At 60.7% G+C, this 23,672-nt stretch carries 25 protein-coding genes; 6 read left to right on the top strand and 19 right to left on the bottom strand.

The genetic code is table 11. From position 1 onward, the window contains the following. Window positions 1-38 precede the first annotated feature (38 nt). From E3O56_RS14860 to ubiE, 9 genes are read right to left on the bottom strand one after another with little or no spacing between them, the layout of a single operon-like run. On the bottom strand, window positions 39-746 hold the full coding sequence (locus tag E3O56_RS14860; RefSeq protein WP_005783988.1) for a 16S rRNA (uracil(1498)-N(3))-methyltransferase: 708 nt from the start codon (window positions 744-746) through the stop codon (window positions 39-41). Further along, on the bottom strand, window positions 743-1,534 hold the full coding sequence (gene tatC, locus E3O56_RS14855) for a twin-arginine translocase subunit TatC (RefSeq protein WP_248128476.1): 792 nt from the start codon (window positions 1,532-1,534) through the stop codon (window positions 743-745). The genes E3O56_RS14860 and tatC overlap by 4 nt, the downstream gene beginning before the upstream one ends. Beyond that, window positions 1,531-1,929, bottom strand: a complete 399-nt coding sequence (tatB, locus tag E3O56_RS14850) for a Sec-independent protein translocase protein TatB (RefSeq protein WP_078820080.1) — start codon at window positions 1,927-1,929, stop codon at window positions 1,531-1,533. Before tatB ends, tatC begins: the two co-directional genes overlap by 4 nt. 10 nt (window positions 1,930-1,939) lie before the next feature. After that, window positions 1,940-2,218, bottom strand: a complete 279-nt coding sequence (locus E3O56_RS14845; RefSeq protein WP_005783993.1) for a twin-arginine translocase TatA/TatE family subunit — start codon at window positions 2,216-2,218, stop codon at window positions 1,940-1,942. 26 nt (window positions 2,219-2,244) lie between these two features. Further along, the gene (locus E3O56_RS14840; protein ID WP_003187881.1) at window positions 2,245-2,577 is read right to left on the bottom strand and encodes a phosphoribosyl-ATP diphosphatase; all 333 of its coding nucleotides are present in this window, start codon (window positions 2,575-2,577) and stop codon (window positions 2,245-2,247) included. A gap of 2 nt (window positions 2,578-2,579) precedes the next feature. After that, on the bottom strand, window positions 2,580-2,972 hold the full coding sequence (hisI, locus tag E3O56_RS14835) for a phosphoribosyl-AMP cyclohydrolase (protein ID WP_005783996.1): 393 nt from the start codon (window positions 2,970-2,972) through the stop codon (window positions 2,580-2,582). A 41-nt stretch (window positions 2,973-3,013) separates the two neighbouring features. Further along, window positions 3,014-4,618: a ubiquinone biosynthesis regulatory protein kinase UbiB gene (gene ubiB / locus E3O56_RS14830; protein ID WP_005783998.1), complete on the bottom strand. Its 1,605-nt coding sequence runs from the start codon at window positions 4,616-4,618 to the stop codon at window positions 3,014-3,016. Beyond that, entirely contained in the window at window positions 4,615-5,238 is a 624-nt protein-coding gene (locus tag E3O56_RS14825) for an SCP2 domain-containing protein (protein ID WP_005784000.1), read from the bottom strand. The genes ubiB and E3O56_RS14825 overlap by 4 nt, the downstream gene beginning before the upstream one ends. Continuing rightward, window positions 5,238-6,008, bottom strand: coding sequence for a bifunctional demethylmenaquinone methyltransferase/2-methoxy-6-polyprenyl-1,4-benzoquinol methylase UbiE (ubiE, locus tag E3O56_RS14820; RefSeq protein ID WP_248128475.1), 771 nt, complete (start codon window positions 6,006-6,008; stop codon window positions 5,238-5,240). The genes E3O56_RS14825 and ubiE overlap by 1 nt, the downstream gene beginning before the upstream one ends. A gap of 145 nt (window positions 6,009-6,153) precedes the next feature. On the opposite strand from ubiE, the gene E3O56_RS14815 reads away from it, so the two are divergent. The 3 genes from E3O56_RS14815 (at window position 6,154) to E3O56_RS14805 (ending at window position 7,905) form a co-directional block, all read left to right on the top strand. Continuing rightward, on the top strand, window positions 6,154-6,429 hold the full coding sequence (locus E3O56_RS14815) for a polyhydroxyalkanoic acid system family protein (protein ID WP_005784005.1): 276 nt from the start codon (window positions 6,154-6,156) through the stop codon (window positions 6,427-6,429). Between the two features lie 93 nt (window positions 6,430-6,522). Continuing rightward, on the top strand, window positions 6,523-6,945 hold the full coding sequence (locus tag E3O56_RS14810) for a phasin family protein (protein ID WP_032878324.1): 423 nt from the start codon (window positions 6,523-6,525) through the stop codon (window positions 6,943-6,945). A gap of 12 nt (window positions 6,946-6,957) precedes the next feature. Further along, on the top strand, window positions 6,958-7,905 hold the full coding sequence (locus tag E3O56_RS14805) for a phasin family protein (RefSeq protein WP_248128474.1): 948 nt from the start codon (window positions 6,958-6,960) through the stop codon (window positions 7,903-7,905). Window positions 7,906-8,078: 173 nt separating this feature from the next. Here the strand turns inward: E3O56_RS14805 and E3O56_RS14800 are convergent, their stop codons facing one another. The 10 genes from E3O56_RS14800 to E3O56_RS14755 all read right to left on the bottom strand — a co-directional run bounded on the left by E3O56_RS14800 (window position 8,079) and on the right by E3O56_RS14755 (window position 20,850). Beyond that, window positions 8,079-8,699 carry a TetR/AcrR family transcriptional regulator gene (locus tag E3O56_RS14800; protein ID WP_005784011.1) on the bottom strand — a complete coding sequence of 207 codons (621 nt, stop codon included), beginning with the start codon at window positions 8,697-8,699 and terminating at the stop codon, window positions 8,079-8,081. A gap of 27 nt (window positions 8,700-8,726) precedes the next feature. Continuing rightward, entirely contained in the window at window positions 8,727-10,409 is a 1,683-nt protein-coding gene (phaC, locus tag E3O56_RS14795) for a class II poly(R)-hydroxyalkanoic acid synthase (protein WP_248128473.1), read from the bottom strand. 90 nt (window positions 10,410-10,499) lie between these two features. Beyond that, window positions 10,500-11,345 carry a poly(3-hydroxyalkanoate) depolymerase gene (gene phaZ / locus E3O56_RS14790; protein ID WP_005784015.1) on the bottom strand — a complete coding sequence of 282 codons (846 nt, stop codon included), beginning with the start codon at window positions 11,343-11,345 and terminating at the stop codon, window positions 10,500-10,502. A gap of 38 nt (window positions 11,346-11,383) precedes the next feature. Further along, window positions 11,384-13,063 (bottom strand): class II poly(R)-hydroxyalkanoic acid synthase, encoded by a 1,680-nt coding sequence (phaC, locus tag E3O56_RS14785; protein ID WP_248128472.1) that lies wholly within the window; start codon window positions 13,061-13,063, stop codon window positions 11,384-11,386. Between the two features lie 249 nt (window positions 13,064-13,312). Continuing rightward, window positions 13,313-13,690, bottom strand: a complete 378-nt coding sequence (locus tag E3O56_RS14780; RefSeq protein ID WP_078820086.1) for a DUF971 domain-containing protein — start codon at window positions 13,688-13,690, stop codon at window positions 13,313-13,315. A 149-nt stretch (window positions 13,691-13,839) separates the two neighbouring features. Continuing rightward, window positions 13,840-15,177: an ATP-dependent protease ATPase subunit HslU gene (gene hslU, locus E3O56_RS14775; protein WP_003171208.1), complete on the bottom strand. Its 1,338-nt coding sequence runs from the start codon at window positions 15,175-15,177 to the stop codon at window positions 13,840-13,842. Between the two features lie 37 nt (window positions 15,178-15,214). After that, the gene (gene hslV, locus E3O56_RS14770) at window positions 15,215-15,745 is read right to left on the bottom strand and encodes an ATP-dependent protease subunit HslV (RefSeq protein WP_003171209.1); all 531 of its coding nucleotides are present in this window, start codon (window positions 15,743-15,745) and stop codon (window positions 15,215-15,217) included. 258 nt (window positions 15,746-16,003) lie between these two features. Beyond that, window positions 16,004-16,705: an SPOR domain-containing protein gene (locus E3O56_RS14765; protein ID WP_005784023.1), complete on the bottom strand. Its 702-nt coding sequence runs from the start codon at window positions 16,703-16,705 to the stop codon at window positions 16,004-16,006. Window position 16,706: 1 nt separating this feature from the next. Beyond that, window positions 16,707-18,443: an arginine--tRNA ligase gene (gene argS / locus E3O56_RS14760; protein WP_078820087.1), complete on the bottom strand. Its 1,737-nt coding sequence runs from the start codon at window positions 18,441-18,443 to the stop codon at window positions 16,707-16,709. 187 nt (window positions 18,444-18,630) lie between these two features. Then, the gene (locus tag E3O56_RS14755; RefSeq protein ID WP_248128471.1) at window positions 18,631-20,850 is read right to left on the bottom strand and encodes a primosomal protein N'; all 2,220 of its coding nucleotides are present in this window, start codon (window positions 20,848-20,850) and stop codon (window positions 18,631-18,633) included. Between the two features lie 215 nt (window positions 20,851-21,065). On the opposite strand from E3O56_RS14755, the gene rpmE reads away from it, so the two are divergent. The 3 genes from rpmE (at window position 21,066) to E3O56_RS14740 (ending at window position 23,571) form a co-directional block, all read left to right on the top strand. Further along, window positions 21,066-21,299, top strand: coding sequence for a 50S ribosomal protein L31 (rpmE, locus tag E3O56_RS14750; protein WP_005784030.1), 234 nt, complete (start codon window positions 21,066-21,068; stop codon window positions 21,297-21,299). A gap of 14 nt (window positions 21,300-21,313) precedes the next feature. Beyond that, window positions 21,314-22,120 carry a thermonuclease family protein gene (locus E3O56_RS14745; protein ID WP_078820088.1) on the top strand — a complete coding sequence of 269 codons (807 nt, stop codon included), beginning with the start codon at window positions 21,314-21,316 and terminating at the stop codon, window positions 22,118-22,120. 182 nt (window positions 22,121-22,302) lie between these two features. Then, window positions 22,303-23,571, top strand: a complete 1,269-nt coding sequence (locus tag E3O56_RS14740) for a malic enzyme-like NAD(P)-binding protein (protein ID WP_005784034.1) — start codon at window positions 22,303-22,305, stop codon at window positions 23,569-23,571. Window positions 23,572-23,672: the final 101 nt, after the last annotated feature.

Genomic DNA, 23,672 nt, shown 5'->3' with positions numbered 1-23,672 from the left:
CAATGTGGGAGGGGGCTGTAGTGTTTTTGGATTTGATATCAGAACAGTCGGGCGAGCAGGGCCGTCACGGCGGTTTCAACCCGTAGGATGCGCGCACCAAGCTGCACCGGTTGCAAACCGGCCTTGGTCAGCAGCTCGACTTCATAGGGAATCCAACCACCTTCCGGGCCAATTGCCAGTGTTACCGGCTCATCCAGCCCACGGGGGCAGGCCGGGTAATCGCCGGGATGACCGATCAGGCCCAGGGTGCCGGCAGTCATGGCCGGCAGGCGATCTTCGACAAACGGTTTGAAGCGCTTTTCGATAATGATCTCGGGCAGCACCGTGTCCCGCGCCTGTTCCAGACCGAGGATCAGTTGCTCGCGAACCGCTTCAGGTTCCAGGAATGGGGTCTGCCAGAAGCTTTTTTCCACGCGGTAGCTGTTGACCAGCACGACCTTGGGCACGCCCATGGCCGCCACGGTTTGCAGCACCCGGCGCAGCATCTTCGGGCGGGGCAGGGCCAGCAGCAGTGTCAGGGGCAGCTTTGGCGGCGGCGGTTGGTCGAAGCTGACTTGCAGCTCGGCTTCGCCTGCGTCCAGGCGCAGCAGTTGGGCATTGCCCATCAGCCCACCAATGCGGCCCACACGCAGGTTGTCGCCTACGGCGGCGCGGTGGACTTCCTGCATATGCACCAGGCGCCGATCACGCAGCACCACGCGGTCGGCCGCGATGAAGTCGGCGTCTTCCAGCAGCAGCAGGTTCACGGCTGGGTCGCTGGCGGCTGGTCGTCGTCGGCAGCCTGGTCATCCGGGTGTTCGCCGCGCTTGCTGATCAAGCCGCTGAACAGGATGCCCACTTCGAACAGCATCCACATCGGCACGGCCAGCAAGGTCTGGGAGAAGATGTCCGGCGGCGTGAGGATCATGCCGACCACAAAGCAGCCGATGATCACGTACGGGCGGATCTTCTTCAGGTACTTGACGTCGACCACGCCGATCCACACCAGCAACACCACCGCCACCGGGATTTCGAAGGCCACGCCAAAGGCGAAGAACAGCGTCATCACGAAGTCGAGGTAGCTGGTGATATCGGTCATCATCTCCACGCCGGCCGGGGTGGCGGCGGCGAAGAACTTGAAGATCAGCGGGAACACCAGGAAGTAGGCGAAGGCCATGCCGGTATAGAACAGCAGGATGCTCGACACCAGCAACGGCACTGCGATGCGCTTCTCGTGCTTGTACAGGCCCGGCGCAATAAAGCCCCAGATCTGATGCAGGATCACCGGGATCGCCAGGAACAGCGAAACCATCATGGTCAGCTTCAATGGCGTCAGGAACGGCGACGACACGTCGGTGGCAATCATCGTCGCACCGACAGGCAGGTACTGGCGCAACGGTGTGGAAACGAAGGTGTAGATCTGCTGGGTGAAGGCAAACAGCCCGGCAAAGATGATGAAGATGGCCGCTACGCAACGCAGCAGGCGGGTACGCAACTCGGTGAGGTGCGAGACCAGCGGCATGTGCTGGTCGTTTTCCGGTTTATCAGCGCTCATGGGGCTCGCGGCGGCAGTGTAGGGTCATGGGGCGCGGGCGACGCGACGGGCGTCGGCGCAGGCGTTATCGGGGCGGGAACGGCTTCGGCAGGGGACACCGGCGCGATGCTCTGCTCGGCCACCGGAGTGACCGGCTTGGCCGGCTCCTGCACCGGGGAAAGAATCTTGCGCGCCTCCTGCTCCAACGACAGGATATGTTCGTTGTGCAATTGCCGGCGGATCTCGTCGGCACCGATTTCACGTTCAACTTCCTGTTTGATCGCGTTGAAACTGCGTTTCAGGCGCCCGATCCACAGGCCGGCGGTGCGTGCGGCACCGGGCAGGCGTTCCGGCCCCAGTACCAGCAGGGCTACCAGGCCGACGAGCAGCAGTTCAGAGAAGCTGATACCAAACATTAGTCAGTGCTCACGAGTCTTTGCGGGTCGGCTCTTGGACTTTTTCAGCCTGCACGTCGAAGGTACGACGCTCGGTGATCGGTTGAGCGGCCTGCGGGTGCACAGGCTGTGCCGGTGGCACCGGGTTTGCGCTTGGCTCGGCGGGTTTCTCGTCGTCGTTCATGGCTTTACGAAAGCCCTTGATCGACTCGCCGACGTCGGTGCCGAGGTTTTTCAGTTTTTTGGTGCCGAACACCAGAACAACCACCACCAGAATGACGATCCAGTGTTTCCAGTCAAAAATGCCCATGCTGCAAATCCTCAAGTCTTGGTTAATCAGGCGGACGGGCGCGAGGCCTTTTCGGCGTGCCCGGACAAGCCGAAGCGACGGTCCAGTTCATCCAGCACGGCCTGTGGATGCTGCCCCAGTTGGGCAAGCATGACCAGGCTATGGAACCACAAGTCGGCGGTCTCATAGATTACATCGCTGTAATCACCGCTGATTTGCGCGTCCTTGGCCGCAATGATGGTCTCGACGGATTCTTCGCCGAGTTTTTCCAGAATCTTGTTCAGACCCTTGTGGTAAAGGCTAGCGACATAGGAGCTGTCGGCATCCGCGCCTTTGCGGTCTTCCAGCACCTGGGCCACACGGTTCAGGGTATCGCTCATGTTCAGTGTCCTGCCGAATAAATGGCGTGCGGGTCTTTAAGCACTGGGTCCACTGTCTTCCATTCGCCGTCTTCGAAGACGCGATAGAAACAGCTGTGGCGCCCGGTATGGCAGGCGATGTCGCCGATCTGATCGACCATCAGGATCACCACGTCAGCGTCGCAGTCCAGGCGCATTTCATGCAGAACCTGCACGTGTCCGGATTCTTCGCCCTTGCGCCACAGTCTGCCACGCGAACGTGACCAGTAGATGGCGCGCTGCTCAGTGGCGGTGAGGCTCAGCGCCTCGCGGTTCATCCAGGCCATCATCAATACGCGCCCGGTCTTGTAGTCCTGGGCAATGGCCGGCACCAGGCCGTCACTGTCCCACTTGATCTCGTCCAGCCAGTTTTTCATGTTCGGCTCCGGCAATTTGCGACAGTGTATAACCGGATTGGCTATCGACGCACGATCAGATAAACACCCACCGCCACCATGATTCCGGCTGGCCAGTGACCCAGTTGATTCAGCGGCCCGCCGATCACCAGCATCACACCGCCCACCAGGTGCGCGGCGCCGAGCAGGCGCAGGAACCAGTCGTCCTTGCGCTTGCGCCAAGGCGGCTCGGGGTCTTTGGCGTGGGGCTGGGACATGCGCTCCAGTAGATCGCGGGTCATGTTGGCCAGGTGCGGCAGTTGTTCGAACTGGCTGTGCAGGTTGCCCAACATGGTCTTCGGGCTCATCCGCTCACGCATCCAGCGCTCCAGGAACGGTTGCGCGGTGTTCCACAGATCGAGGTCCGGATATAACTGGCGGCCCAGGCCTTCGATGTTGAGCAGGGTTTTTTGCAGCAGCACCAACTGCGGTTGTACTTCCATATTGAAGCGCCGCGCAGTCTGGAACAGGCGCATCAGCACCTGACCGAAGGAAATATCTTTTAACGGTTTTTCAAAGATCGGTTCGCATACGGTACGGATCGCCGCTTCGAATTCGTTGAGCTTGGTTTCCGCCGGCACCCAACCTGAATCGATGTGCAACTGCGCCACGCGGCGGTAGTCGCGCTTGAAGAAAGCAAACAGGTTGCGCGCCAGGTAGTCCTGGTCTTCCGGGGTCAGGCTGCCTACGATGCCACAGTCGATCGCGATGTACTGCGGGCTCCACGGATTGACGGTGCTGACGAAGATGTTGCCGGGGTGCATGTCGGCGTGGAAGAAACTGTCGCGAAATACTTGGGTAAAGAAGATCTCCACCCCGCGTTCGGCGAGCATCTTCATGTCGGTGCGCTGGTCGGCGAGGGTGGCCAGGTCGGTGACCTGCACGCCGTAGATGCGCTCCATCACCAGCACTTTCGGCCGGCACCAGTCCCAATACACTTGTGGCACGTACAGCAGTTGCGAGCCTTCGAAGTTGCGTCGCAATTGGCTGGCGTTGGCCGCTTCGCGCAGCAGGTCGAGCTCGTCGTAGATGGTTTTTTCGTAGTCGGCGACCACATCCACCGGGTGCAGCAGACGCGCGTCGGCAGAAAAACGTTCGGCCGCCCGAGCCAGGATAAACAGCCACGCCAGGTCCTGGCCGATGATCGGCTTGAGGCCCGGGCGAATGACTTTTACCACCACCTCTTCGCCGGTCTTGAGCTGTGCGGCGTGGACCTGCGCGACCGAGGCCGAGGCCAGGGGCTCGACATCGAAGCGGCTGAACACCTCGCTGATCTTCTGGCCCAGTTGTTCTTCGATCAACGCCATCGACTGCTGTGAATCGAAAGGCGGCACACGGTCCTGCAACAGCATCAGTTCGTCGGCGATGTCTTCAGGCAGCAAGTCGCGGCGGGTGGAGAGGATCTGCCCGAATTTGATAAAGATCGGCCCCAGATCCTGCAACGCCAGGCGCAGGCACGCGCCTCGGCTGAGCTCCAGCTGTTTGCGCGGGAACCAGCGCCACGGCAGCACATAACGCACCGCCAGCAGGAACCAGGGCAGGGGCAGGGCAAACAGCAGGTCATCGAGGCGGTAACGGATTACGACGCGCTGGATACGAAACAAACGGCGGACGGCGAGCAGCTTCATGCGTTATCGCTTGGATCAAGGGAGCGGCTCAGGCGTTCGAAGCGGGCCTCGAGGCGTTCCAGGTCGATTTTGGCCTTGTCGAGCTCACGAAAGCGCGCTTGCGCTTCCCGTTGCCCGACCAGGGTGCGCGATTCTTCGCTCAGGTATTCGGCGAGGTTCTGGTTCAGGCTGGCGAACCCTTGCTGGTACCAGCGCGAGCGGCTGCGCAGGTGCCCGCTGAGCAACTGGGTGGCGACCGGGCCGATCCAGCGCGAGAGTTCGTATTCCCAATCCAGCTCCAGGTCCTGCAGCACGGCGGCCAGGTCCATCAGCACCGCACTGTCGCCTTCCAGCTCCACCTCGGGGCTGTGGAGGATGGCGGTCTTGTTGCGGCTCAGCGCCAGGTGCAACAGGCTGGAGGCCGGCGCACGCAAGGTGCAGTCGGCGTCGGCGGCCCATTGAGTGGCGAGCAGCAAGCCTTCATCGCTGGGCAGGATAAACAGCTGCACAGCGGGGCTGCGGCAGTCGACGGCAATGACTTTGCCGTTCAAGTGCGCGAGCCGTGCCAGGGCGGTGCTGTCCAGGCGCAGAACACGGTTGAGGCCATGTTCGACGCTTGCGAGAAGGCCTGCGAGCAGCATCAGGGTTTGATACCTCGGTGCAATGCAACGATGCCGGAGGTCATGTTGTGATAGGTCACGCGGTCGAAACCGGCCTCCACCATCATTGACTTCAGGGTTTCCTGGTCGGGGTGCATGCGGATGGATTCGGCCAGGTAGCGGTAGCTCTCGGCGTCATTGGTGATCAACTTGCCCATCAGCGGCATGAAGGCGAACGAGTAAGTGTCGTAGACCTTGGACATCAGCGTGTTGGTCGGCTTGGAGAATTCCAGCACCAGCAGGCGGCCACCTGGCTTGAGGACACGCAGCATCGAGCGGATCGCGTCCTCCTTGTGAGTGACGTTGCGCAGGCCGAAGGCGATGGTCACGCAGTCGAAATGGTTGTCGGGGAACGGCAGCTTCTCAGCGTCGGCCTGGACGAACTCGATATTGCCGGCCACACCTTTGTCGAGCAGGCGATCGCGGCCGACCTTGAGCATCGAACCGTTGATATCGGCCAAAACCACCTGACCGGTGGGGCCGACCAGTTTGGAGAACTTGGCGGCCAGGTCGCCCGTGCCGCCGGCGATATCCAGTACCCGGTTGCCGGTGCGTACGCCCGACAACTCGATGGTGAAGCGCTTCCACAGACGGTGCATGCCGCCGGAAAGCACGTCATTCATCAGGTCGTACTTGGCCGCCACGGAGTGAAACACCTCAGCGACTTTTTCCGCTTTCTGGCTTTCCGGGACGTTCTTGAAACCGAAGTGAGTGGTGGGTTCGGCATCGCTGCCTTTGCGCTGATCAGTCATATCGCTGTCACCAAAAGAGAATGCGGGACATGATAATCCCCAAGGCCTACTTTGTCTTGGCAAGGCTGCAGGTAAGATAGATGCTCACCGAGGCCATTTGCCGCATGGCGGGTGTTCCGAGTCGTTATAAAGAGGAGTCATTGCAATGGCCCGTATTACCGTTGAGCGTGAACATACCCTGGGAAAAGAACAGGCGCGGGCCAAGGCTGAGCAATTGGCGCGCAAACTCGAGGATAAATATGGTGTGGAGTCTTCATGGGCCGGCGATACCCTGAAGCTGAAACGTTCCGGGGTTAAGGGCACGGTCGCGGTTGCCGATGACTCGCTGCGCATCGAGGTAGAACTCGGCCTGTTGATGTCGGCCATGAGTGGCACGATCAAGTCCGAAATCGAAAAAGCCTTGGATAAGGCGTTGGCCTGACTTAGGGTGCCGATTCTAATTTTAACCCCTACTTTGTGCCCAAGCCCTCAACTCCTGCGGGCCGTCCTCCACCCTTTTTGCGTGAGGTGCACCATGGCCAAAGTTATTTTGAAGAAAAAAATCGACGTTCAAACCACCCCCCTGAGTGAGGTTAAAAGCTATGCCCGCAAGATCTGGCTGGCGGGCCTTGGTGCCTATGCAAAGGTCGGCAGCGAGGGCGGCGAATACTTCAAAGAGCTGGTCAAGAGCGGCCAACGCGTTGAAAGTAAAGGTAAAAAAGTTGTAGTTGAACAACTTGATGCCGCCAACAGTCAGATTGATCAAGTAAAGAGTAACGTCTCCGGCGTCAGGGGCTTGGTTGAAGTTCAGCTGGATAAAGTTGAAAAAGCTTTTGACACGCGTGTTGCAAGTGCCTTGAATCGAATCGGCATTGCGTCTAAACATGACGTGGAGACACTCTCTGCTAAGCTCGAAGAGCTGACGGCATTGCTCGAACGTGTCGCGCGTAAACACTAAGGAGACATCGGGATGGCTGTTAAAAAGACTACTCAGAAAGAAGGCAGCTCGTGGGTCGGGGAAGTTGAAAAATATTCCCGCAAAATCTGGCTTGCTGGTTTAGGCGTGTACTCGAAGGTTAGCAGTGACGGCGGTAAATACTTCGAGACTCTGGTCAAGGACGGCGAGAAGGCCGAGAAGTTGACCAAGAGCACAGTCGGTAAAAAAGTGGACGCGGCCAAGGCAACTGCCGGTTCTGCCAAGTCGAGCATTTCTGACACTTGGGGCAAGTTGGAAGAAACCTTCGACAAGCGCCTCAATAGTGCAATTTCGCGACTGGGCGTACCCAGCAAGGCTGAATTGAAGACGCTGCACAGCAAGGTCGATACCTTGACCAAGCAAATTGAAAAACTGACCGGCGCCAAAGCGGCTCCTGCCAAGACCGCCGCGGCCAAGCCTGCAGCAAAACCGGCTGCCAAACCTGCGGCTAAAACAGCCGCTGCAAAACCCGCCGCGAAAACTGCCGCCAAGCCTATGGTTAAAGCCGCCGCCAAGCCGGCTGCAAAACCCGCTGCCAAAGCACCAGCCAAAGCCGCTGCGAAACCTGCGGCCAAGCCAGCGGCTAAAACCGCTGCCGCCAAACCGGCCACCAAGCCTGCCGCTAAGCCAGTGGCCGCTAAAGCCGCCGCGAAACCTGCGGCTAAACCGGCTGCCAAACCTGCGGCTAAAACCGCTGCTGCCAAACCTGCTGCCAAGCCCGCTGCTGCGAAACCAGCAGCCAAGCCTGCGGCCAAACCTGCAGCGGCCAAAAAGCCTGCGGTAGCGAAAAAACCGGCAGCAGCAAAGCCTGCCGCAGCGGCCAAGCCGGCAGCGGCGCCAGCACCGGCCGCTTCTACCGCCAACTCGGTGTCCGCACCGACGCATACGGCTGCTACCCCGACTGCAACGCCGGTCACCCCGACGCCATCCAGTCAGTCCTGATTTTTCCGGGACAAAAAAAAACGCCCGGTCTGCGAAGACCGGGCGTTTTTTATGCAAGCCTAAAAAACGCTGCATTTCCAATGTGGGAGCGGGCTTGCCCGCGATGGCGGAGTGTCAGTCATACAGGCATTGGCTGATCCAACGCTATCGCGGGCAAGCCCGCTCCCACATGTTTAATCAGTGTCATCCAGATATTTCAAGGCGAACTTCTCAGTCGCCTTCCGCGCCGTCGGTAACAGATGGGGGGCCACCAGCATCATGATCTGGTACACCACCACTCGCACCTCACCCTCACGGTCCAGAATCCGTTGGTAATCCAGGGAAAACAGCAGGGTCAGGGTGATCTGTTCCACCAGCTGTCCCAGTGCCTGGGTGTCACTGACCAGCTGCCCCGCGGCTTTCAACCGCGCTAACAATGAGGCCAGGGTGCGCTTGAGCGCCGTGAGCAGGTTGCGAATGCCCTTGGCCAGCTTCGGCAGGCGCCCGGCCAGGTTCGACAGGTCCTGGAACAGGAAGCGGTAGTGGGCCATGCGCTCGACAATCAGGTGCAGGAACAGCCAGTAATCCTCGGCCTCCAGTTGCGCATTGGCGGGAGGATCGAGCAATGGCGCCAACTCGCATTGAAAGCGCTCGAACAGCCCCAGCACCAACGGCTCCTTGCCGTGGAAGTGGTAGTAGAGGTTGCCGGGGCTGATCCCCATTTCATTGGCCACCTCCATGGTCGATACGTTCGGTTCGCCCTTGTGGTTGAACAACTGCAAGGCACATTCAAGGATACGGTCGCGGGTCTTCATCCAGTCTTCTTAATGTGATCGTTGAGCTCAACGCACCCGCACATAAGTGCCTGGCGCTGCTTCCATCGGTGGGTAGTTCTGGTTGCCCAGGGCGGTAAGCGTTTCGCGTTGTACCCCGGAGCGTTGTTGTACCCATTCCAGCCACTGCGGCCACCAGCTGCCTTCGACATGCCGGGCGTCGTAGTACCAGGCACGCGGGTCACTGCTCAGCTTGAGGTTCTCGACGTAGTTGGCCTTGGGGTTGCCCGGCGGGTTGAGGATGCTCTGGATATGCCCGCTGTTGGACAGCACAAAGCGCCGCTCGCCGCCCAGCAGTTGGGTGGAGCGATACACCGCGTCCCACGGTGTGATGTGGTCGTTGATCCCGGCCACGCTGAAGCTGTCCACCGTGACCTTGCGCAAGTCGATGGGCGTGCCGCACACCTCCAGGCCACCGGGATGGCTCAGGGGGTTGTGCTTGAAGAAGTCCAGCAGGTCGCCGTGCAAGGCGGCGGGCAGGCGCGTGTTGTCGTTGTTCCAGTACAGGATGTCGAAGGCCGGCGGCTCCTTGCCCAGCAGGTAATTGTTGATCCAGTAGTTCCAGATCAGGTCGTTGGGGCGCATCCAGGCAAACACCTTGGCCATGTCACGGCCGTCCAGTACGCCCTCCTGGTAGGAGCGGCGCTTGGCGGCTTCCAGGGTTTGTTCGTCAGCGAACAAGGTTGCGGGGCTGTCGATCTGGCTGTCGAGCAGGCTCACCAGGTAACTGGCGCTGGAGATGCGCCGCACCTGGCGCTTGGCTTGCAGGTGGCCTTGCAGGGCGGCGATGGTCAGGCCACCGGCGCAGGCGCCCATCAGGTTGACCTCGCGGGCGCCGGTGATGGCCCGGCAGACATTCAGTGCCTCCTCCAGCGCCGCCACGTAGGTGGACAGGCCCCATTCGCGATGCCGCACGTCCGGGTTGCGCCAACTGATCATGAAGGTTTGCAGGCCATTTTTAAGGGCATATTGCACAAAGCTGTTGGCCGGGCTGAGGTCGAAGATGTAGTACTTGTTGATTTGCGGCGGCACCACCAGCAGCGGCTTGGCGTACTGTTTTTCGCTCATGGGCTTGTACTGGATCAGCTCCAGCAGTTCGTTGCGAAACACTACCGAACCGGGCGTGGTCGCCACCGTCTTGCCGACTTCGAAGGCGTGTTTGCTGACCTGGCGGGGCAAACCGTTGTTGTGCAGCAGGTCTTCGAACAGGTTACTCACGCCGCGCACCACGCTGTTGCCGCCGGAGTTGAGCAACTCCTTGATCGCCAGCGGGTTGAGCAGGGTGTTGGAAGGGGAGACGGCGTCGTTGAGCAGGGCGAAGGCGAACTGCGCACGCGCGCGATCATCGTCACTGAGGGTGCTGTCATCGATCCACTGCCGCGTCTGTTTCTGCCAGCTCAGATAGGCTTGCAAGCTGCGCCGGTACAGCGGGTTGAGCTTCCAGGTGGGGTCGCTGAAGCGATTGTCCCTGGGGTTGGGCTCGTGCACGGTCTCACCCAGCAGCACACGGCCCAGTTGGCCGCCCAGGGCCAGGGCGTGGCGGGCGGTGTGCACCGGGTTGCGCAGCCCGTGCGCGGCGACGGTGCGCAGGGTTGACAGCAGGTCGCGGCCGCGCAGGCCGGTGATCGCATTTTGTGCGTTGATGAACGCAGCGGGGGTGGGCGCCGGGTTCGTCACGGGTCTTTCTCGCATGAGCCAACACTCCTTCGTCAAGACATCAAGCAGGCACGCCAATCCAGAACCATAGTCGGTTCCTGGCAACTTGCGCGGTGGTGTGGTCCTTCACACCGCCGGTCGCGGATGTATCACTGCGCGCAAGCGCTCCTCTTCGAGAAACTTCATGATGATCGGCGCCACGGCTTCAGCCCGGGTGATCAGGAACAGGTGCCCGTCATCGATGATGTGCAACTGCGCATTGGGGATGCGCCAGGCGAGCATGCGCATGTTGACCAGCGGGATCAGCGGGTCATCGTCCCCGGCCAATACCAGGGTGGGCTGGCGAATCTTGTGCAGCCAATGAATGCTGGTCCAGCCCAGCCCGGCGAACAATTGCCAGTAGTAACCCAGCTTGCCAGCCGAGCGCACTTTGCTCGCATGTTCGGCGGCCAGGTTCGAATCGCGGCGGAACGAGCCGCCATAAATCATCGGCGCGATGCGCACCACATGGGAGGGTTGGATATAACGCCGGGGGCTGGCCATCAGCCACAGCACTTTGGGTTTGCCCGGCACCATAAAGGCCCCGGCAGCTGTGGCCGCCAGGATCAGCTTCTTGCAACGTTCCGGGTAGTCATAGGCGAACTGCTGCGCCAGTGCCCCGCCCCAGGACACACCCACGGCGTTCACCTGGCCGTAGTCGAGGTAATCGAGCATACGCGCGGTGAGCCTGGCCAGGCCGGGGAAGCGATAGGGCCGCTTCGGCGTCGAGGAACCGCCAACGCCGGGCACGTCGAACGCAATCACTTCCAGGTCCGGGTCCAGGGCCTGGACGAACGGGAACACCAGCTCAAGGTTGGCGCCGATGCCGTTGAAGATCAGCAGCGGGGTCAAGTGCGGCTTGCCCGGGCGTACCGCCGTGCGGATGGTCTGGCCATCCAGGTCGATGGTACGGAAGATGAACGGTTGCGCCATGCTCAAGCCCTGTGAAGTGTTACAGGAGGAATACAGTTCTACCGCTCATGTACATAGGTACCTGGCGCCGCTTCGGCGGCGGCATAGGTTTTACTGCCTAATGTCGCCGGGGCTTTTTTCAACTTCCCCGCCCGCTCCGCCTGCCACGCCTGCCAGTGCAGCCACCACGAATCGGTGTGCTTGGTGGCGTTCTCCTGCCACTGCAACGCACTGCCCGACAAGCCCTCGCTGGTCTGGTAGCGCGCCTTGGGGTTGCCTGGCGGGTTGAGGATGCTCTGGATGTGCCCACTGCTGGACAGCACGAACTCGACCTTGCCGCCAAACAACTGCGCCGACTTGTAGCACGACTGCCACGGCGTGATGTGGTCGTTGGTGCCGGCCAGGGAGTAGATGTCGGCAGTGACCTGCTTGAGGTCGATGGGCGTGCCGCACACTTCCAGGGCGTTGGCGCGTACCAGTGGGTTGTTCTTGAACAGTTCGATCAGGTCGCCATGGAAAGCGGCCGGCAAGCGGGTGGTGTCGTTGTTCCAGAACAGGATGTCGAACACCGGCGGTTCGTTGCCCAGCAGGTAGTTATTGACCCAGTAGTTCCAGATCAGGTCGTTGGGGCGCATCCATGCAAACACCTTGGCCATGTCGCGGCCTTCCAGCACGCCGGCCTGATAGGAGTGGCGCTTGGCTGCTTCCAGGGTCTGCTCGTCGACAAACAGTGCCACTTGGGTGTCCAGGGTGGTGTCCAGCACGCTCACCAACAGGGTCAGGGCGTTGACCTTCTTCTCGCCCAGCGCCGCGTAGTGGCCCAGCAGTGCGGTGCAGGTGATGCCACCGGAGCAGGCGCCGAGCATATTCACGTCCTTGCTGCCGGTAATTGCCGTGACCACATCGACCGCTTCCTTGAGCGCCTCGATATAAGTAGAGAGCCCCCACTCGCGCTGGGCCTTGGTGGGGTTGCGCCAACTGACGATAAAGGTCTGTTGCCCATTGCGCAGGCAGAAACGCGCCAGGCTCTTTTCCGGGCACAGGTCGAATACGTAGAATTTGTTGATCTGCGGCGGCACCACCAGCAGTGGGCGCTCGTGTACCTGCTCGGTGATGGGCTTGTACTGGATCAGCTCCAGCACATCGTTGCGAAACACCACCGCACCTTCGCTGGTGCCCAGGGTCTTGCCGACCTCAAAGGCGCCCATGTTGACCTGGCTCGGCATACCGCCGTTGTGCACCATGTCCTTGGCCAGGTGGGACAAACCGTCGAGCAGGCTTTTGCCGCCGGTTTCAAAGAAGCGCTTGACCGCCGCCGGGTTGGCCGCACTGTTGGTGGGGGCCATGGCTTCGGTCATCAGGTTGATCACGAAGTGGCCACGGCTGATGTCTTGTGCCGGCAGGTTGCTGTCGTCGATCCAGTCGTGGAGTTCCTTGCGCCACGCCAGGTAAGTCTGCAAATAACGTTTGTAGAGCGGGTTCTGGCTCCAGGCCGGGTCGTTGAAGCGACGGTCATCGCCTTCAGGCACCAGTTGGGATTTGCCGAACATCACATTCTTCAACTCGACGCCAAAGTGGGCGACGTGCTTGACGCTGTGCAACGGCTGCTTGATGGCTTGGGTCAGCACCATCTTGGCCGAGGCCAATAAATCCTTTTTGCGTAACGCGATGATCGGGTTCAGCCCCAGGGTGTTTTCCGAGGCCTGGCGTTTCAAGTCATCGTTATTCTTGTTACTCATCTACGACGCTCCATTGTCCGAAAGACGAGTACCGGCGATTGCTGCGCACCCAATTTCGATACACGACACCAGCCTGGTACTGCGACCCGGGTGACCGTTGATACCGCATCGTCAAATGCAGGGAACTTGCCAGCTCCATTGGTTACCCGAGTTTATTTTTTTTCGCAAGCGGGCCGATCATTGGCCACGCGACAGGGCATTCAAGCAGATGAAATTAGAAAATGCGCTCTAAAGACCAAGATGCCTGTGCTAGAGCATCAGCCGCACGACCGACTCACTCGGGTCGCGGGTTTTTCCGGCCGCTTTGAGCTCGGCCAGGTAGTCGGCCCATAGCGCGTCCTGACGTACGGCCAACTGATAGAGGTAGTCCCAAGTGAACAGTCCGCTGTCATGGCCGTCATCGAAGGTCAATTTCAGTGCGTACTGGCCGGCCGGTTCGACCTGGGTCAACCTGACATTGAGCTTGCCGAATTGCAGGATGGGTTTACCGTGGCCCTGAACCTCGGCCGAAGGCGAGTGAACCCGCAGGAATTCGGCGGGCAGTTGGTAGGTTTCATCCGGCCCGTAAGTCAGGCCAAGGGTATTGGAGGTTTTGTGCAGGTTTACTGCAGTAGGAAACTTGACCATATGGGATGCTCCTGAATAAACCGGCTTGAAAATGTGGGAGGGGGCTTGCTCCCGATGGTGGTGTGTCAGTCAGCTCATCTGATACTGATACACCGCCATCGGGAGCAAGCCCCCTCCCACATTTGAAGCAAAGCAGTTCTGTGTGAGGCTTACAGGATATAACGAGACAAGTCTTCGTTCTGCGCCAATTCGCCCAAGTGGCTGTTGACGTAGTCAGCATCGATCTTGATCGCTTCGCCATTCTGCGCACCCGCCATGTCGCCGGCACTGAACGACACTTCCTCAAGCAAGCGCTCAAGCAAGGTATGCAGGCGTCGGGCACCGATGTTCTCGGTCTTCTCGTTGACCTGCCAGGCGATTTCCGCCAAACGCTTGATACCGTCCGCCTGGAACTCGATACCCAGGCCCTCGGTTTTCAGCAACTCACGGTACTGCTCGGTGAGCGAGGCGTGGGGTTCGCTGAGGATGCGCTCGAAGTCGCCAGGGGTCAGCGCCTTGAGTTCCACGCGAATCGGCAGGCGGCCTTGCAGCTCGGGCACCAGGTCGCTTGGCTTGCTCAGGTGGAACGCACCGGAAGCGATAAACAGAATGTGGTCAGTCTTGACCATGCCCAGCTTGGTGTTGACTGTGCAGCCTTCGATCAGCGGCAACAGGTCACGCTGCACACCTTCGCGGGATACATCGACGCCACCGGAGTTGCCACGCTTGGCCACTTTGTCGATCTCATCGATAAACACGATGCCGTGCTGCTCGACCGCTTCCAGGGCCTTGGCCTTGAGTTCTTCCTCATTGACCAGGCGCCCGGCTTCTTCGTCGCGCACCAGCTTCAGCGCTTCTTTCACCTTGAGCTTGCGGCTTTTCTTCTTGCCCTTGCCCATGTTGGCGAACAGGTTCTGCAACTGGCTGGTCATTTCTTCCATGCCAGGCGGGGCAGAAATATCCACGCCGGACACTTCAGCCACTTCGATCTCGATTTCCTTGTCATCCAGCTGGCCTTCACGCAGGCGCTTGCGGAACAGCTGGCGAGTATTGGAATCCGACGACGGTGCGGCGTCTTCGTTGAAACCCATGCGGGCCGGTGGCAGCAGGGCGTCGAGGATGCGCTCTTCCGCTGCGTCTTCAGCACGGTGGCTGACCTTGGTCACTTCCTGTTCGCGCAGCATCTTCAGGGCGGCATCGGCCAGGTCACGGATGATCGACTCGACATCACGGCCCACGTAGCCGACTTCGGTGAACTTGGTCGCTTCGACCTTGATGAACGGGGCGTTCGCCAATTTGGCCAGGCGCCGGGCGATTTCGGTTTTACCGACACCGGTCGGGCCGATCATCAGGATGTTCTTGGGGGTTACTTCAACGCGCAGTTCTTCGGGCAGTTGCATCCGGCGCCAGCGGTTACGCAGCGCAATGGCAACGGCGCGCTTGGCATCGTCCTGGCCGATGATATGGCGATTGAGTTCATGGACGATTTCGCGGGGGGTCATGGACATAGTGTCTGGCGGCCTCAAGCGGGAATAAGCCTACGGCTTACTCGGCGAGGTCCTGCTCCTCAATGGTCTGGTTGTGGTTGGTGAACACGCAGATATCGCCGGCGATACCCAGAGCGGTCTCGACGATCTCACGGGCCGACAGGTCGGTTTTCTTCAGCAGCGCGCTGGCTGCCGCTTGGGCATAGCCACCGCCGGAACCCATGGCGATCAGGCCATGTTCGGGTTCAACCACGTCGCCGTTACCGGTGATGATCAGCGAAGCATCTTTGTTCGCGACAGCGAGCATGGCCTCCAGGCGGCTGAGGGAGCGGTCGGTGCGCCATTCTTTGGCAAGTTCGACAGCGGCGCGCACCAAGTGGCCCTGATGTTTCTCAAGCTGGCCTTCGAAGCGTTCGAAGAGGGTAAAGGCGTCGGCGGTAGCGCCTGCGAAACCTGCAAGTACCTGGCCGTGGTACAGGCGACGCACTTTTTTCGCGTTGCCTTTCATCACGGTGTTGCCCAGGGAAACCTGGCCGTCGCCGCCCATGACAACTTTGCCGTGGCGACGTACTGAAACGATGGTGGTCAAGGGGAGAGTCTCCACGCAGCGGGGCGAAAATGCCCTGATGAGAACTCATATGGGGGTGGCGGGGGGGATTTCAACCGTAGGACGGGTGCGCGGACGAGTGGTGTTTATTGATCCGACACCTATTCAAGAACACCGCAAAACCAAATGTGGGAGGGGGCTTGCTCCCGATCGCGGTGTGTCAGTCGCTGAATATATTGACTGATATACCGCCATCGGGGGCAAGCCCCCTCCCACATTAGCCCTGCTATGTCTTCGAAATCAGCGGCTCTGGCGCTGTTGTAACAACAGATTGCTAAACCCGGCCCCGGCCAATTGTTTCTGCGCCACGGTCAGTTGCTCACGGTTGCTGAACGGCCCCACCAATACGCGATACCAGGTCGCGTCCTTCACCGTGCCGGACTCAACCGAGACCGATTGGCCCAACAGAATGATCTGTGCACGCACACGATCGGCATCCGCCTGTTTCGGGAACGAGCCGGCTTGCAGGAAGAACTTGGTCACAGGCGCGGCCTTGGTCGCTGCCACTGGCGGTGCTGGCGGCGGAGTGATGCCGGCCAGTGCAGCCTGGGCGCGAGCCGTATCGATTTTCGCCGCTTCCGCTGGGGTTACGGGCGTGGTCGGCACTTGCGGGGTCGGCAGGGTTTTCTCCGGCACGGCGTCGGGCGGCACGATCACCTCCGATTCCGGCAGCAGCGTGTAGAAGTCGTATTTCGGCTTCACCGGTGCGGTCGGGCTTGGCGCAGTCTTGTTGGCCTCGGCAATTTTCGTGGCCTTCTGCTGCTCCTGTTTGACGCGCTTGACGTCATCGCCCTGGCCAGGCTCCAGCTTCATCAGAAACACAACGAAGGCACCGACCGTCAGGCCGATGGCCATCCACAGCCAGCCCGGGATCGGCTGCTTCGCCGGGGCCTGATAACGGCTGGCGCCGCGTTTGGGTGCAGGTTTTTTCTTGGCAGCCAACTTACATACGCTCCAGAGTTTCCAGGCCCAAGAGTTCCAGGCCTTGCTTGAGGGTGCGTCCAGCCAATGCGGCAAGGCGCAGGCGACTTTGTTTCTGGGCTTCGTCGTCGGCGGTCAGGATCGGGCAGTTCTCGTAGAAGCTGGAGAACAGGCCGGCCACTTCGTACAAATAGGTGCACAGGATGTGCGGCGTGCCTTTTTCGCCAACGCTGTTGAGCACTTCGCCAAATTGCGCGAGCTTGGCCGCCAGTTCCTGTTCGTGGGCGGCGTCCAGCGCGATCTGGCCTTCGACTTCGCTGAAGTCCTTGCCCAGCTTGCGGAATACGCCGGCCACGCGGGTGTAGGCGTACAGCAGGTACGGCGCGGTGTTGCCTTCGAAGTTGAGCATCAGGTCGAAGTTGAAGCTGTAGTCGCTGGTGCGGTGCTTGGACAGGTCGGCGTATTTCACTGCGCCAATGCCCACCACGCGGGCGATATTGCGCAGGTCGGCCTCGGCCAGCTCCGGGTTCTTTTCCTTCACCAGGCTGTAGGCGCGTTCCTGGGCTTCGGTCAGCAGGTCGATCAGCTTCACGGTGCCACCGTCACGGGTCTTGAACGGGCGGCCATCGGCGCCGTTCATGGTGCCGAAACCCATGTGTTCCATGTGCATCGGGTGGGTGACGAAGCCGGCACGACGGGCCACTTCGAACACTTGCTGGAAGTGAAGGGCCTGGCGTTGGTCGACGAAGTACAGCGCACGGTCGGCCTTGAGCACGCCGCTGCGATAGCGCACGGCAGCCAGGTCGGTGGTGGCGTAGAGATAGCCGCCATCGGCCTTGACGATGATCACCGGCAGCGGCTCGCCGTCGGCGGTCTTGAATTCTTCGAGGAACACGCACTGCGCGCCGTTGCTCTCGACCAGCAGGCCCTTGGCCTTGAGGTCGTTGACCACGTTGATCAGGTCGTCGTTGTAGGCGCTTTCGCCCATCACGTCGGCCATGGTCAGTTTCACGTTGAGCAGTTCGTAGATTTCCTGGCAGTGGGACAGGGAAATCTCACGGAAGCGGTTCCACAGCGCCAGGCATTCCTGGTCGCCGGCTTGCAGTTTGACCACCAGGCCACGGGCGCGGTCGGCAAACTCTTCGGATTCGTCGAAGCGCTTCTTGGCGGCGCGGTAGAAGTTCTCCAGGTCGGCCAGCTCGTTGCTGGTGATCGGGTTTTCCTGCAGGTAGGCCATCAACATACCGAACTGGGTACCCCAGTCGCCGACGTGGTTCTGGCGGATCACGGTGTCGCCGAGGAACTCCAGCACCCGCGCCACACCGTCGCCGATGATGGTGGAGCGCAGGTGACCGACATGCATCTCTTTGGCCAGGTTCGGTGCCGACAGGTCGATGACCACGCGTTGCGTGTCGCCAGCCTTGTGTGCGCCGATTTTGGCATCGGCCAGGGCGGCGTCCAGGCGCGAAGCCAAGGCCTGGGTGTTCTGGAAGAAGTTGATAAAGCCCGGGCCTGCGATTTCGGCCTTGGTGACACTGGCGTCAGCCGGCAGTGCCGCGATGATTTTTTCCGCCAGGTCGCGCGGTTTCATGCCGGCCGGCTTGGACAGCATCATCGCGATGTTGCTGGCGAAGTCGCCGTGGGTCTTGTCGCGGGTGTTCTCCACCTGGATCGCCGGCGACAGGCCTTCAGGCAACACACCTTCGTTGACGAGTTGGGTGAGGGCTTGTTGGATCAGCTGGCGAATGGTGTCTTTCATGGTGTTCTCTTTCGACCGCAAGCGGCGGCGCGCGATGCGCAGGTGGAAAAACTGGGCATTATCCGTGGCGAGGGCGGGCTTGCCAACCGTTCAGACTAGATGGCGGACCTGCGGGCCTCATCCCGGGCAAGCCCCCTCCCACATTTGAAGGTGTTCACATTTCAAAATGTGGATGGTGGCTTGCCTGTCAATACAAATCTACCGGGTCCACATCCAGTGACCATCGCACTTGTCGGCCGCTGGGTATTTGCTCCAGCTCAAGCATCCAGCGACTTAATAGCCGATGCAGCGGTGCACGGGAGGTTGCCTGCAAGAGTAGCTGAGCGCGATAACGTCCGGCGCGACGCTCCATGGGGGCGGGTACCGGCCCGAGCAATTCGATGCCGCTCAGACTCAATTCACCCAGCAAACCCTCGGCGGCACTGCATGCTTCATCCAGGAAACCTTCGGCTTGTCCCGGTTTATGCGCCTCGGCACGCAACAATGCCAGGTGTGCAAAGGGCGGCAGGCCAGCGGCGCGGCGTTCACTCAAGGCCTGCTCGGCGAAGGCAAAATAGCCTTGTTCCGTCAGTTGAATCAGCAGCGGGTGGTCGGCCAGGTGCGTCTGGATAATCACCTTGCCCGGCTCTTCGGCCCGTCCGGCGCGCCCTGCCACCTGCACGATCAACTGCGCCATGCGTTCGCTGGCGCGGAAATCCCCGGAGAACAACCCGCCGTCGGCATCCAGGATCGACACCAGGGTCACCCGTGGGAAGTGGTGCCCTTTGGCGAGCATCTGCGTGCCGATCAGAATGCACGGTTGACCTTTCTGAATGGTGGCAAACAACTGGTTCATTGCATCTTTGCGCGACGTGCTGTCGCGGTCGACCCGTAGCACCGGGTAATCCGGGAACAGAATGCCCAGACGCTCTTCGGCGCGCTCGGTGCCGGCCCCTACCGGGCGCAGGTCGACCTTGCCGCACTGCGGGCAATGGCGTGGCACCCGCTCTACATGACCGCAGTGATGGCAACGCAATTCGCCGTGGCGCTGGTGCACGGTCATGCGCGCATCGCAGCGCTCGCACTCGGACATCCAGCCGCAGTCATGGCACAGCAGTGTCGGGGCAAAGCCGCGACGGTTGAGAAACACCAATACTTGCTGGCCCGCGGCGAGGGTCTGGCCGATGGCCTGTTGCATCGGACCGGAAATACCGCTGTCCAGCGGGCGGCTTTTCACGTCCAGGCGCAGGAAGCGCGGTTGTTTGGCGCCGCCGGCGCGCTCGTTCATGCGTAGCAGGCCATAGCGGCCGGTGTAGGCGTTATGCAGGCTTTCCAGGGACGGCGTGGCCGAACCCAGCACAATCGGGATGTCTTCCTGACGTGCGCGTACCAGCGCCAGGTCGCGGGCGTGGTAACGCAGGCCTTCCTGCTGTTTATAGGAGCCGTCGTGCTCCTCGTCGATGATGATCAGCCCGGGGTTTTTCATTGGGGTGAACAGCGCCGAACGGGTGCCAATGATGATGTCTGCCTCGCCGTCCCGCGCCGCCAGCCACGACTCCAGGCGCTCACGGTCATTGACCGCCGAGTGCACCAGGGCGATGCGCGCGTTGAAGCGCTGCTCGAAACGCGCCAGGGTCTGTGGGCCCAGGTTGATCTCCGGGATCAGCACCAGTGCCTGCTTGCCGGCCTGCAAGGTTTCGCGGATCAGTTGCAAATACACTTCGGTCTTGCCGCTGCCGGTGACGCCGGCCAGAAGGAAGGCGTGGAAGCTGTCGAAACCGGCGCGGATCGCCTCATAGGCAGCGCGTTGCTCGGGGTTCAGCGGCAGCTCCGGCTGGGCCAGCCAATGTTCGTGGCGTGGGTCTGGGGCGTGCTTGCGGATTTCCACCTGCACCAGTCCCTTGGCCAGCAGCAGGTCGAGGCTGTCCTTGCTCAGCATCAGCTTGCTCAACAACTGGTGGGCCACGCCATGGGGGTGCTGGGCCAATGTGGCCAGGGCTTCGCGCTGGCGCGGGGCGCGGGCGATGCGCGGGTCGTCGAGGCGCGCGCCGGGCACCATCGACCAGAAACGCTCCTGGCGCGCTTCGGCCAGTTCGCCCTGGCGCAGCAGTACCGGCAGCGCCCAGCTCAAGGTATCGCCCAAGCTGTGCTGGTAATACTGCGCAGTCCACAGACACAGCTTGAACAGTGCCGGCGGCAGTGGCGGTGTGGCGTCGAGGATGGCCAGGGCCGGCTTGAGCTTTTCCGCCGGGACCTCGCTGTGGTCCGCGACCTCCACCAGAATGCCGATCATTTCCCTGCGCCCAAACGGCACACGCACGCGCATCCCCGGCTGCAACTGCGTCCGCAGCACTCCAGCCGGGGCCCGGTAATCGAACAGGCGGCGCAAGGGGGAGGGCAGGGCTAGGCGCAAAATGGCGTCGGGCACGCGGGGCATCTCATATAAAGGCAGGCAGTGGTGCAGGGGCGCGAGCCTAGCAGAGCGGGGAGGGCTTGGGTATGCCATGGTTTTCTGATGAAAGGAGGTTTTTGGTCAGTAGCGCCGCTTGCGCGTTTAAAAAGGTCTGGTAGAATCCGCGGCCTAATTACGTGCGGTATTCGACAATAGTGTCGAGTGGCGGCACGCTAGCCCGAGGAAGTGCCATGAAAGCCGATATCCATCCAGCGTACGAAACCATCGAAGTTACCTGCAGCTGCGGCAACAAGTTCGAAACTCGTTCGAACCTGTGCAAGCCACTGGGTACTGACGTATGCAACGAGTGCCACCCGTTCTACACCGGTAAGCAGAAAACTCTGGACACCGGCGGCCGTGTACAGCGCTTCGCAGATCGCTTTGGTGCTTTCGGCAAGAAGCCTGCTGCTACTCCAGCAGAGTAAGGCTCAAAAGCCTTATGGGCTTTTGCCAGCTGTTGAAAAAGGCGTCCCTTGTGGGCGCCTTTTTTGTGCCCGGGATTTGGCTGGCAACCGCCCAGGCCGCGGTATTCTGCCCGGCACCCGCTTCCGTGGCGCGGGTAGAAGTGCAGCGCGTGGTGGACGGCGACACCGTACGCCTCAAGGATGGCCGCAGCGTGCGGATGATCGGCCTCAATGCGCCGGAAACCGGCAAGAAGGGTCGTACTGACGAGCCGTTTGCCGTCGCCGCCCGCCAGCGTCTACAAGCGTTGGTGCAGGCCAGTGATGGGCGTGTCGGTTTGGTGCCTGGCCGCGAGGGCAAGGATCATTACGGCCGCACCCTGGCCCACCTCTACGGCGCCAATGGCGAGAACCTGGAAGCGCAATTGCTCGCCGAGGGCTTGGGCTTCCAGGTGGGGGTGGCGCCGAATGTAGACCTCGCCACCTGCCAGCAGGCGGCGGAAAACAGCGCCCGCCAGGCGCGCCTGGGGCTGTGGCGCCAATCGCCGGTGCAAACGGTGGCACAACTCAAGCGCTCCGGGTTTGCGCTGGTAACTGGCCGGGTCAGCAAGATCGAGCGCAATCGCGGTGGCATCTGGATTGAAATCCAGGGTTCACTGGTATTACGTATTGCCCCCGAACTGATCAGTCAGTTCGATCCGGCCATGCTCAATGGTCTGCAAGGTCGCACTATTGAAGCGCGCGGCTGGGTGCAGGATCGCTCCCGCCGTGGTGGTTTGAAAAGAGGTCAATCACGCTGGCTCCTGCCAATAACCGATCCCGGCATGCTGAAATCGACGCTTTGAATAAAAAATTGTAGACATTTTTTATTCCGATTGTGAACAGTTGAGCCCTTGTATCCCGTGGCTCTTGGCCAAAAGTCGTAGCCCAGGGCCCTTGACACCTGTGACTGCCCAGTCTTGTAGGGACTTTGCGACACGCGTATCCTCGGCGGTCCGTCGACCAACAGTAAAAGCGGAATGCCGATATGTCTGATTTGAAAACTGCCGCTCTCGAATACCATGCCCATCCTCGTCCAGGAAAGCTGAGTGTAGAGCTCACCAAAGCCACTGCCACTGCTCGCGACCTGTCGCTGGCCTACAGCCCTGGTGTTGCCGAGCCCGTACGTGAAATCGCCCGTGACCCAGAACTGGCGTACAAGTACACCGGCAAGGGCAACCTGGTTGCAGTGATTTCCGATGGCACCGCGATCCTTGGCCTGGGTAACCTCGGCCCATTGGCTTCCAAGCCAGTCATGGAAGGTAAAGGCGTGCTGTTCAAGCGCTTTGCCGGCATCGACGTTTTCGACATCGAAGTCGATTCCGAGAGCCCGCAGGCTTTCATCGACACGGTCAAGCGCATTTCCATCACCTTCGGTGGCATCAACCTGGAAGACATCAAGGCACCTGAGTGCTTCGAGATCGAAAAGGCCCTGATCGAACAGTGCGACATCCCGGTATTCCACGATGACCAGCACGGCACCGCGATCGTTACCGCGGCCGGCATGATCAACGCCCTGGAAATCGCCGGCAAAACCCTGGGTGAGGCGAAGATCGTCTGCCTGGGCGCCGGTGCTGCGGCCATTTCCTGCATGAAGCTGATCATCAGCATGGGCGCCAAGCTGGAAAACATCTACATGGTCGACAGCAAGGGCGTGATCCAGTCCGAGCGTACCGACCTGAACCAGTACAAGGCGATGTTTGCCCACCCGTCCTCCAAGCGCACCCTGGCTGACGCCCTCGACGGTGCCGACGTGTTCGTCGGCCTGTCCGGCCCGAACCTGCTGAGCGCCGAAGGCCTGAAATCCATGGCGCCGAACCCGATCGTGTTCGCCTGCTCCAACCCGGATCCGGAAATCTCGCCTGAGCTGGCTCACGCCACCCGTAGCGATGTGATCATGGCTACCGGCCGTTCGGACTACCCGAACCAGGTCAACAACGTACTGGGCTTCCCGTTCATCTTCCGTGGTGCCCTGGACGTTCGCGCCAAGCGCATCAACGAAGAAATGAAAGTAGCGGCTGCCAACGCCCTGCGTGAACTGGCCAAGCTGCCGGTGCCTCAGGATGTGTGCGACGCCTACGGTGGTGCCAAGCTGGAATTCGGTCGTGAGTACATCATTCCAAAACCAATGGATAAGCGCCTGATCACCCTGATCTCCGATGCTGTGGCCAAGGCCGCGATCGAGACCGGTGTAGCAACCCTGCCGTATCCAAAGAACTACCCGCTGCAAAGCGTGGATGATGTGTTCAACGGCTAAGCCGTTATAGCGCACCAACAAAAAGCCCCGGCTCGAATGAGTCGGGGCTTTTTTTATGGCAATTCTCTTGAAGCCTATAGAGGTCAAATGTGGGAGGGGGC

It is taken from the genome of Pseudomonas sp. W2Aug9, assembly GCF_023127755.1.
In the GTDB taxonomy this organism is placed as follows: Bacteria; Pseudomonadota; Gammaproteobacteria; order Pseudomonadales; family Pseudomonadaceae; genus Aquipseudomonas; species Aquipseudomonas synxantha_A.
This window is presented reverse-complemented; position numbering and strand designations above follow the sequence as displayed.

Bases quoted from the DNA above. Each gene is read 5' to 3' on its own strand.
- tatC (WP_248128476.1), bottom strand. From the start codon at position 1,534: ATGAGCGCTGATAAACCGGAAAACGACCAGCACATGCCGCTGGTCTCG.
- tatB (WP_078820080.1), bottom strand. From the start codon at position 1,929: ATGTTTGGTATCAGCTTCTCTGAACTGCTGCTCGTCGGCCTGGTAGCC.
- E3O56_RS14845 (WP_005783993.1), bottom strand. From the start codon at position 2,218: ATGGGCATTTTTGACTGGAAACACTGGATCGTCATTCTGGTGGTGGTT.
- E3O56_RS14840 (WP_003187881.1), bottom strand. From the start codon at position 2,577: ATGAGCGATACCCTGAACCGTGTGGCCCAGGTGCTGGAAGACCGCAAA.
- hisI (WP_005783996.1), bottom strand. From the start codon at position 2,972: ATGAAAAACTGGCTGGACGAGATCAAGTGGGACAGTGACGGCCTGGTG.
- ubiB (WP_005783998.1), bottom strand. From the start codon at position 4,618: ATGAAGCTGCTCGCCGTCCGCCGTTTGTTTCGTATCCAGCGCGTCGTA.
- E3O56_RS14825 (WP_005784000.1), bottom strand. From the start codon at position 5,238: ATGCTGCTCGCAGGCCTTCTCGCAAGCGTCGAACATGGCCTCAACCGT.
- ubiE (WP_248128475.1), bottom strand. From the start codon at position 6,008: ATGACTGATCAGCGCAAAGGCAGCGATGCCGAACCCACCACTCACTTC.
- E3O56_RS14815 (WP_005784005.1), top strand. From the start codon at position 6,154: ATGGCCCGTATTACCGTTGAGCGTGAACATACCCTGGGAAAAGAACAG.
- E3O56_RS14810 (WP_032878324.1), top strand. From the start codon at position 6,523: ATGGCCAAAGTTATTTTGAAGAAAAAAATCGACGTTCAAACCACCCCC.
- E3O56_RS14805 (WP_248128474.1), top strand. From the start codon at position 6,958: ATGGCTGTTAAAAAGACTACTCAGAAAGAAGGCAGCTCGTGGGTCGGG.
- E3O56_RS14800 (WP_005784011.1), bottom strand. From the start codon at position 8,699: ATGAAGACCCGCGACCGTATCCTTGAATGTGCCTTGCAGTTGTTCAAC.
- phaC (WP_248128473.1), bottom strand. From the start codon at position 10,409: ATGCGAGAAAGACCCGTGACGAACCCGGCGCCCACCCCCGCTGCGTTC.
- phaZ (WP_005784015.1), bottom strand. From the start codon at position 11,345: ATGGCGCAACCGTTCATCTTCCGTACCATCGACCTGGATGGCCAGACC.
- phaC (WP_248128472.1), bottom strand. From the start codon at position 13,063: ATGAGTAACAAGAATAACGATGACTTGAAACGCCAGGCCTCGGAAAAC.
- E3O56_RS14780 (WP_078820086.1), bottom strand. From the start codon at position 13,690: ATGGTCAAGTTTCCTACTGCAGTAAACCTGCACAAAACCTCCAATACC.
- hslU (WP_003171208.1), bottom strand. From the start codon at position 15,177: ATGTCCATGACCCCCCGCGAAATCGTCCATGAACTCAATCGCCATATC.
- argS (WP_078820087.1), bottom strand. From the start codon at position 18,443: ATGAAAGACACCATTCGCCAGCTGATCCAACAAGCCCTCACCCAACTC.
- rpmE (WP_005784030.1), top strand. From the start codon at position 21,066: ATGAAAGCCGATATCCATCCAGCGTACGAAACCATCGAAGTTACCTGC.
- E3O56_RS14745 (WP_078820088.1), top strand. From the start codon at position 21,314: ATGGGCTTTTGCCAGCTGTTGAAAAAGGCGTCCCTTGTGGGCGCCTTT.
- E3O56_RS14740 (WP_005784034.1), top strand. From the start codon at position 22,303: ATGTCTGATTTGAAAACTGCCGCTCTCGAATACCATGCCCATCCTCGT.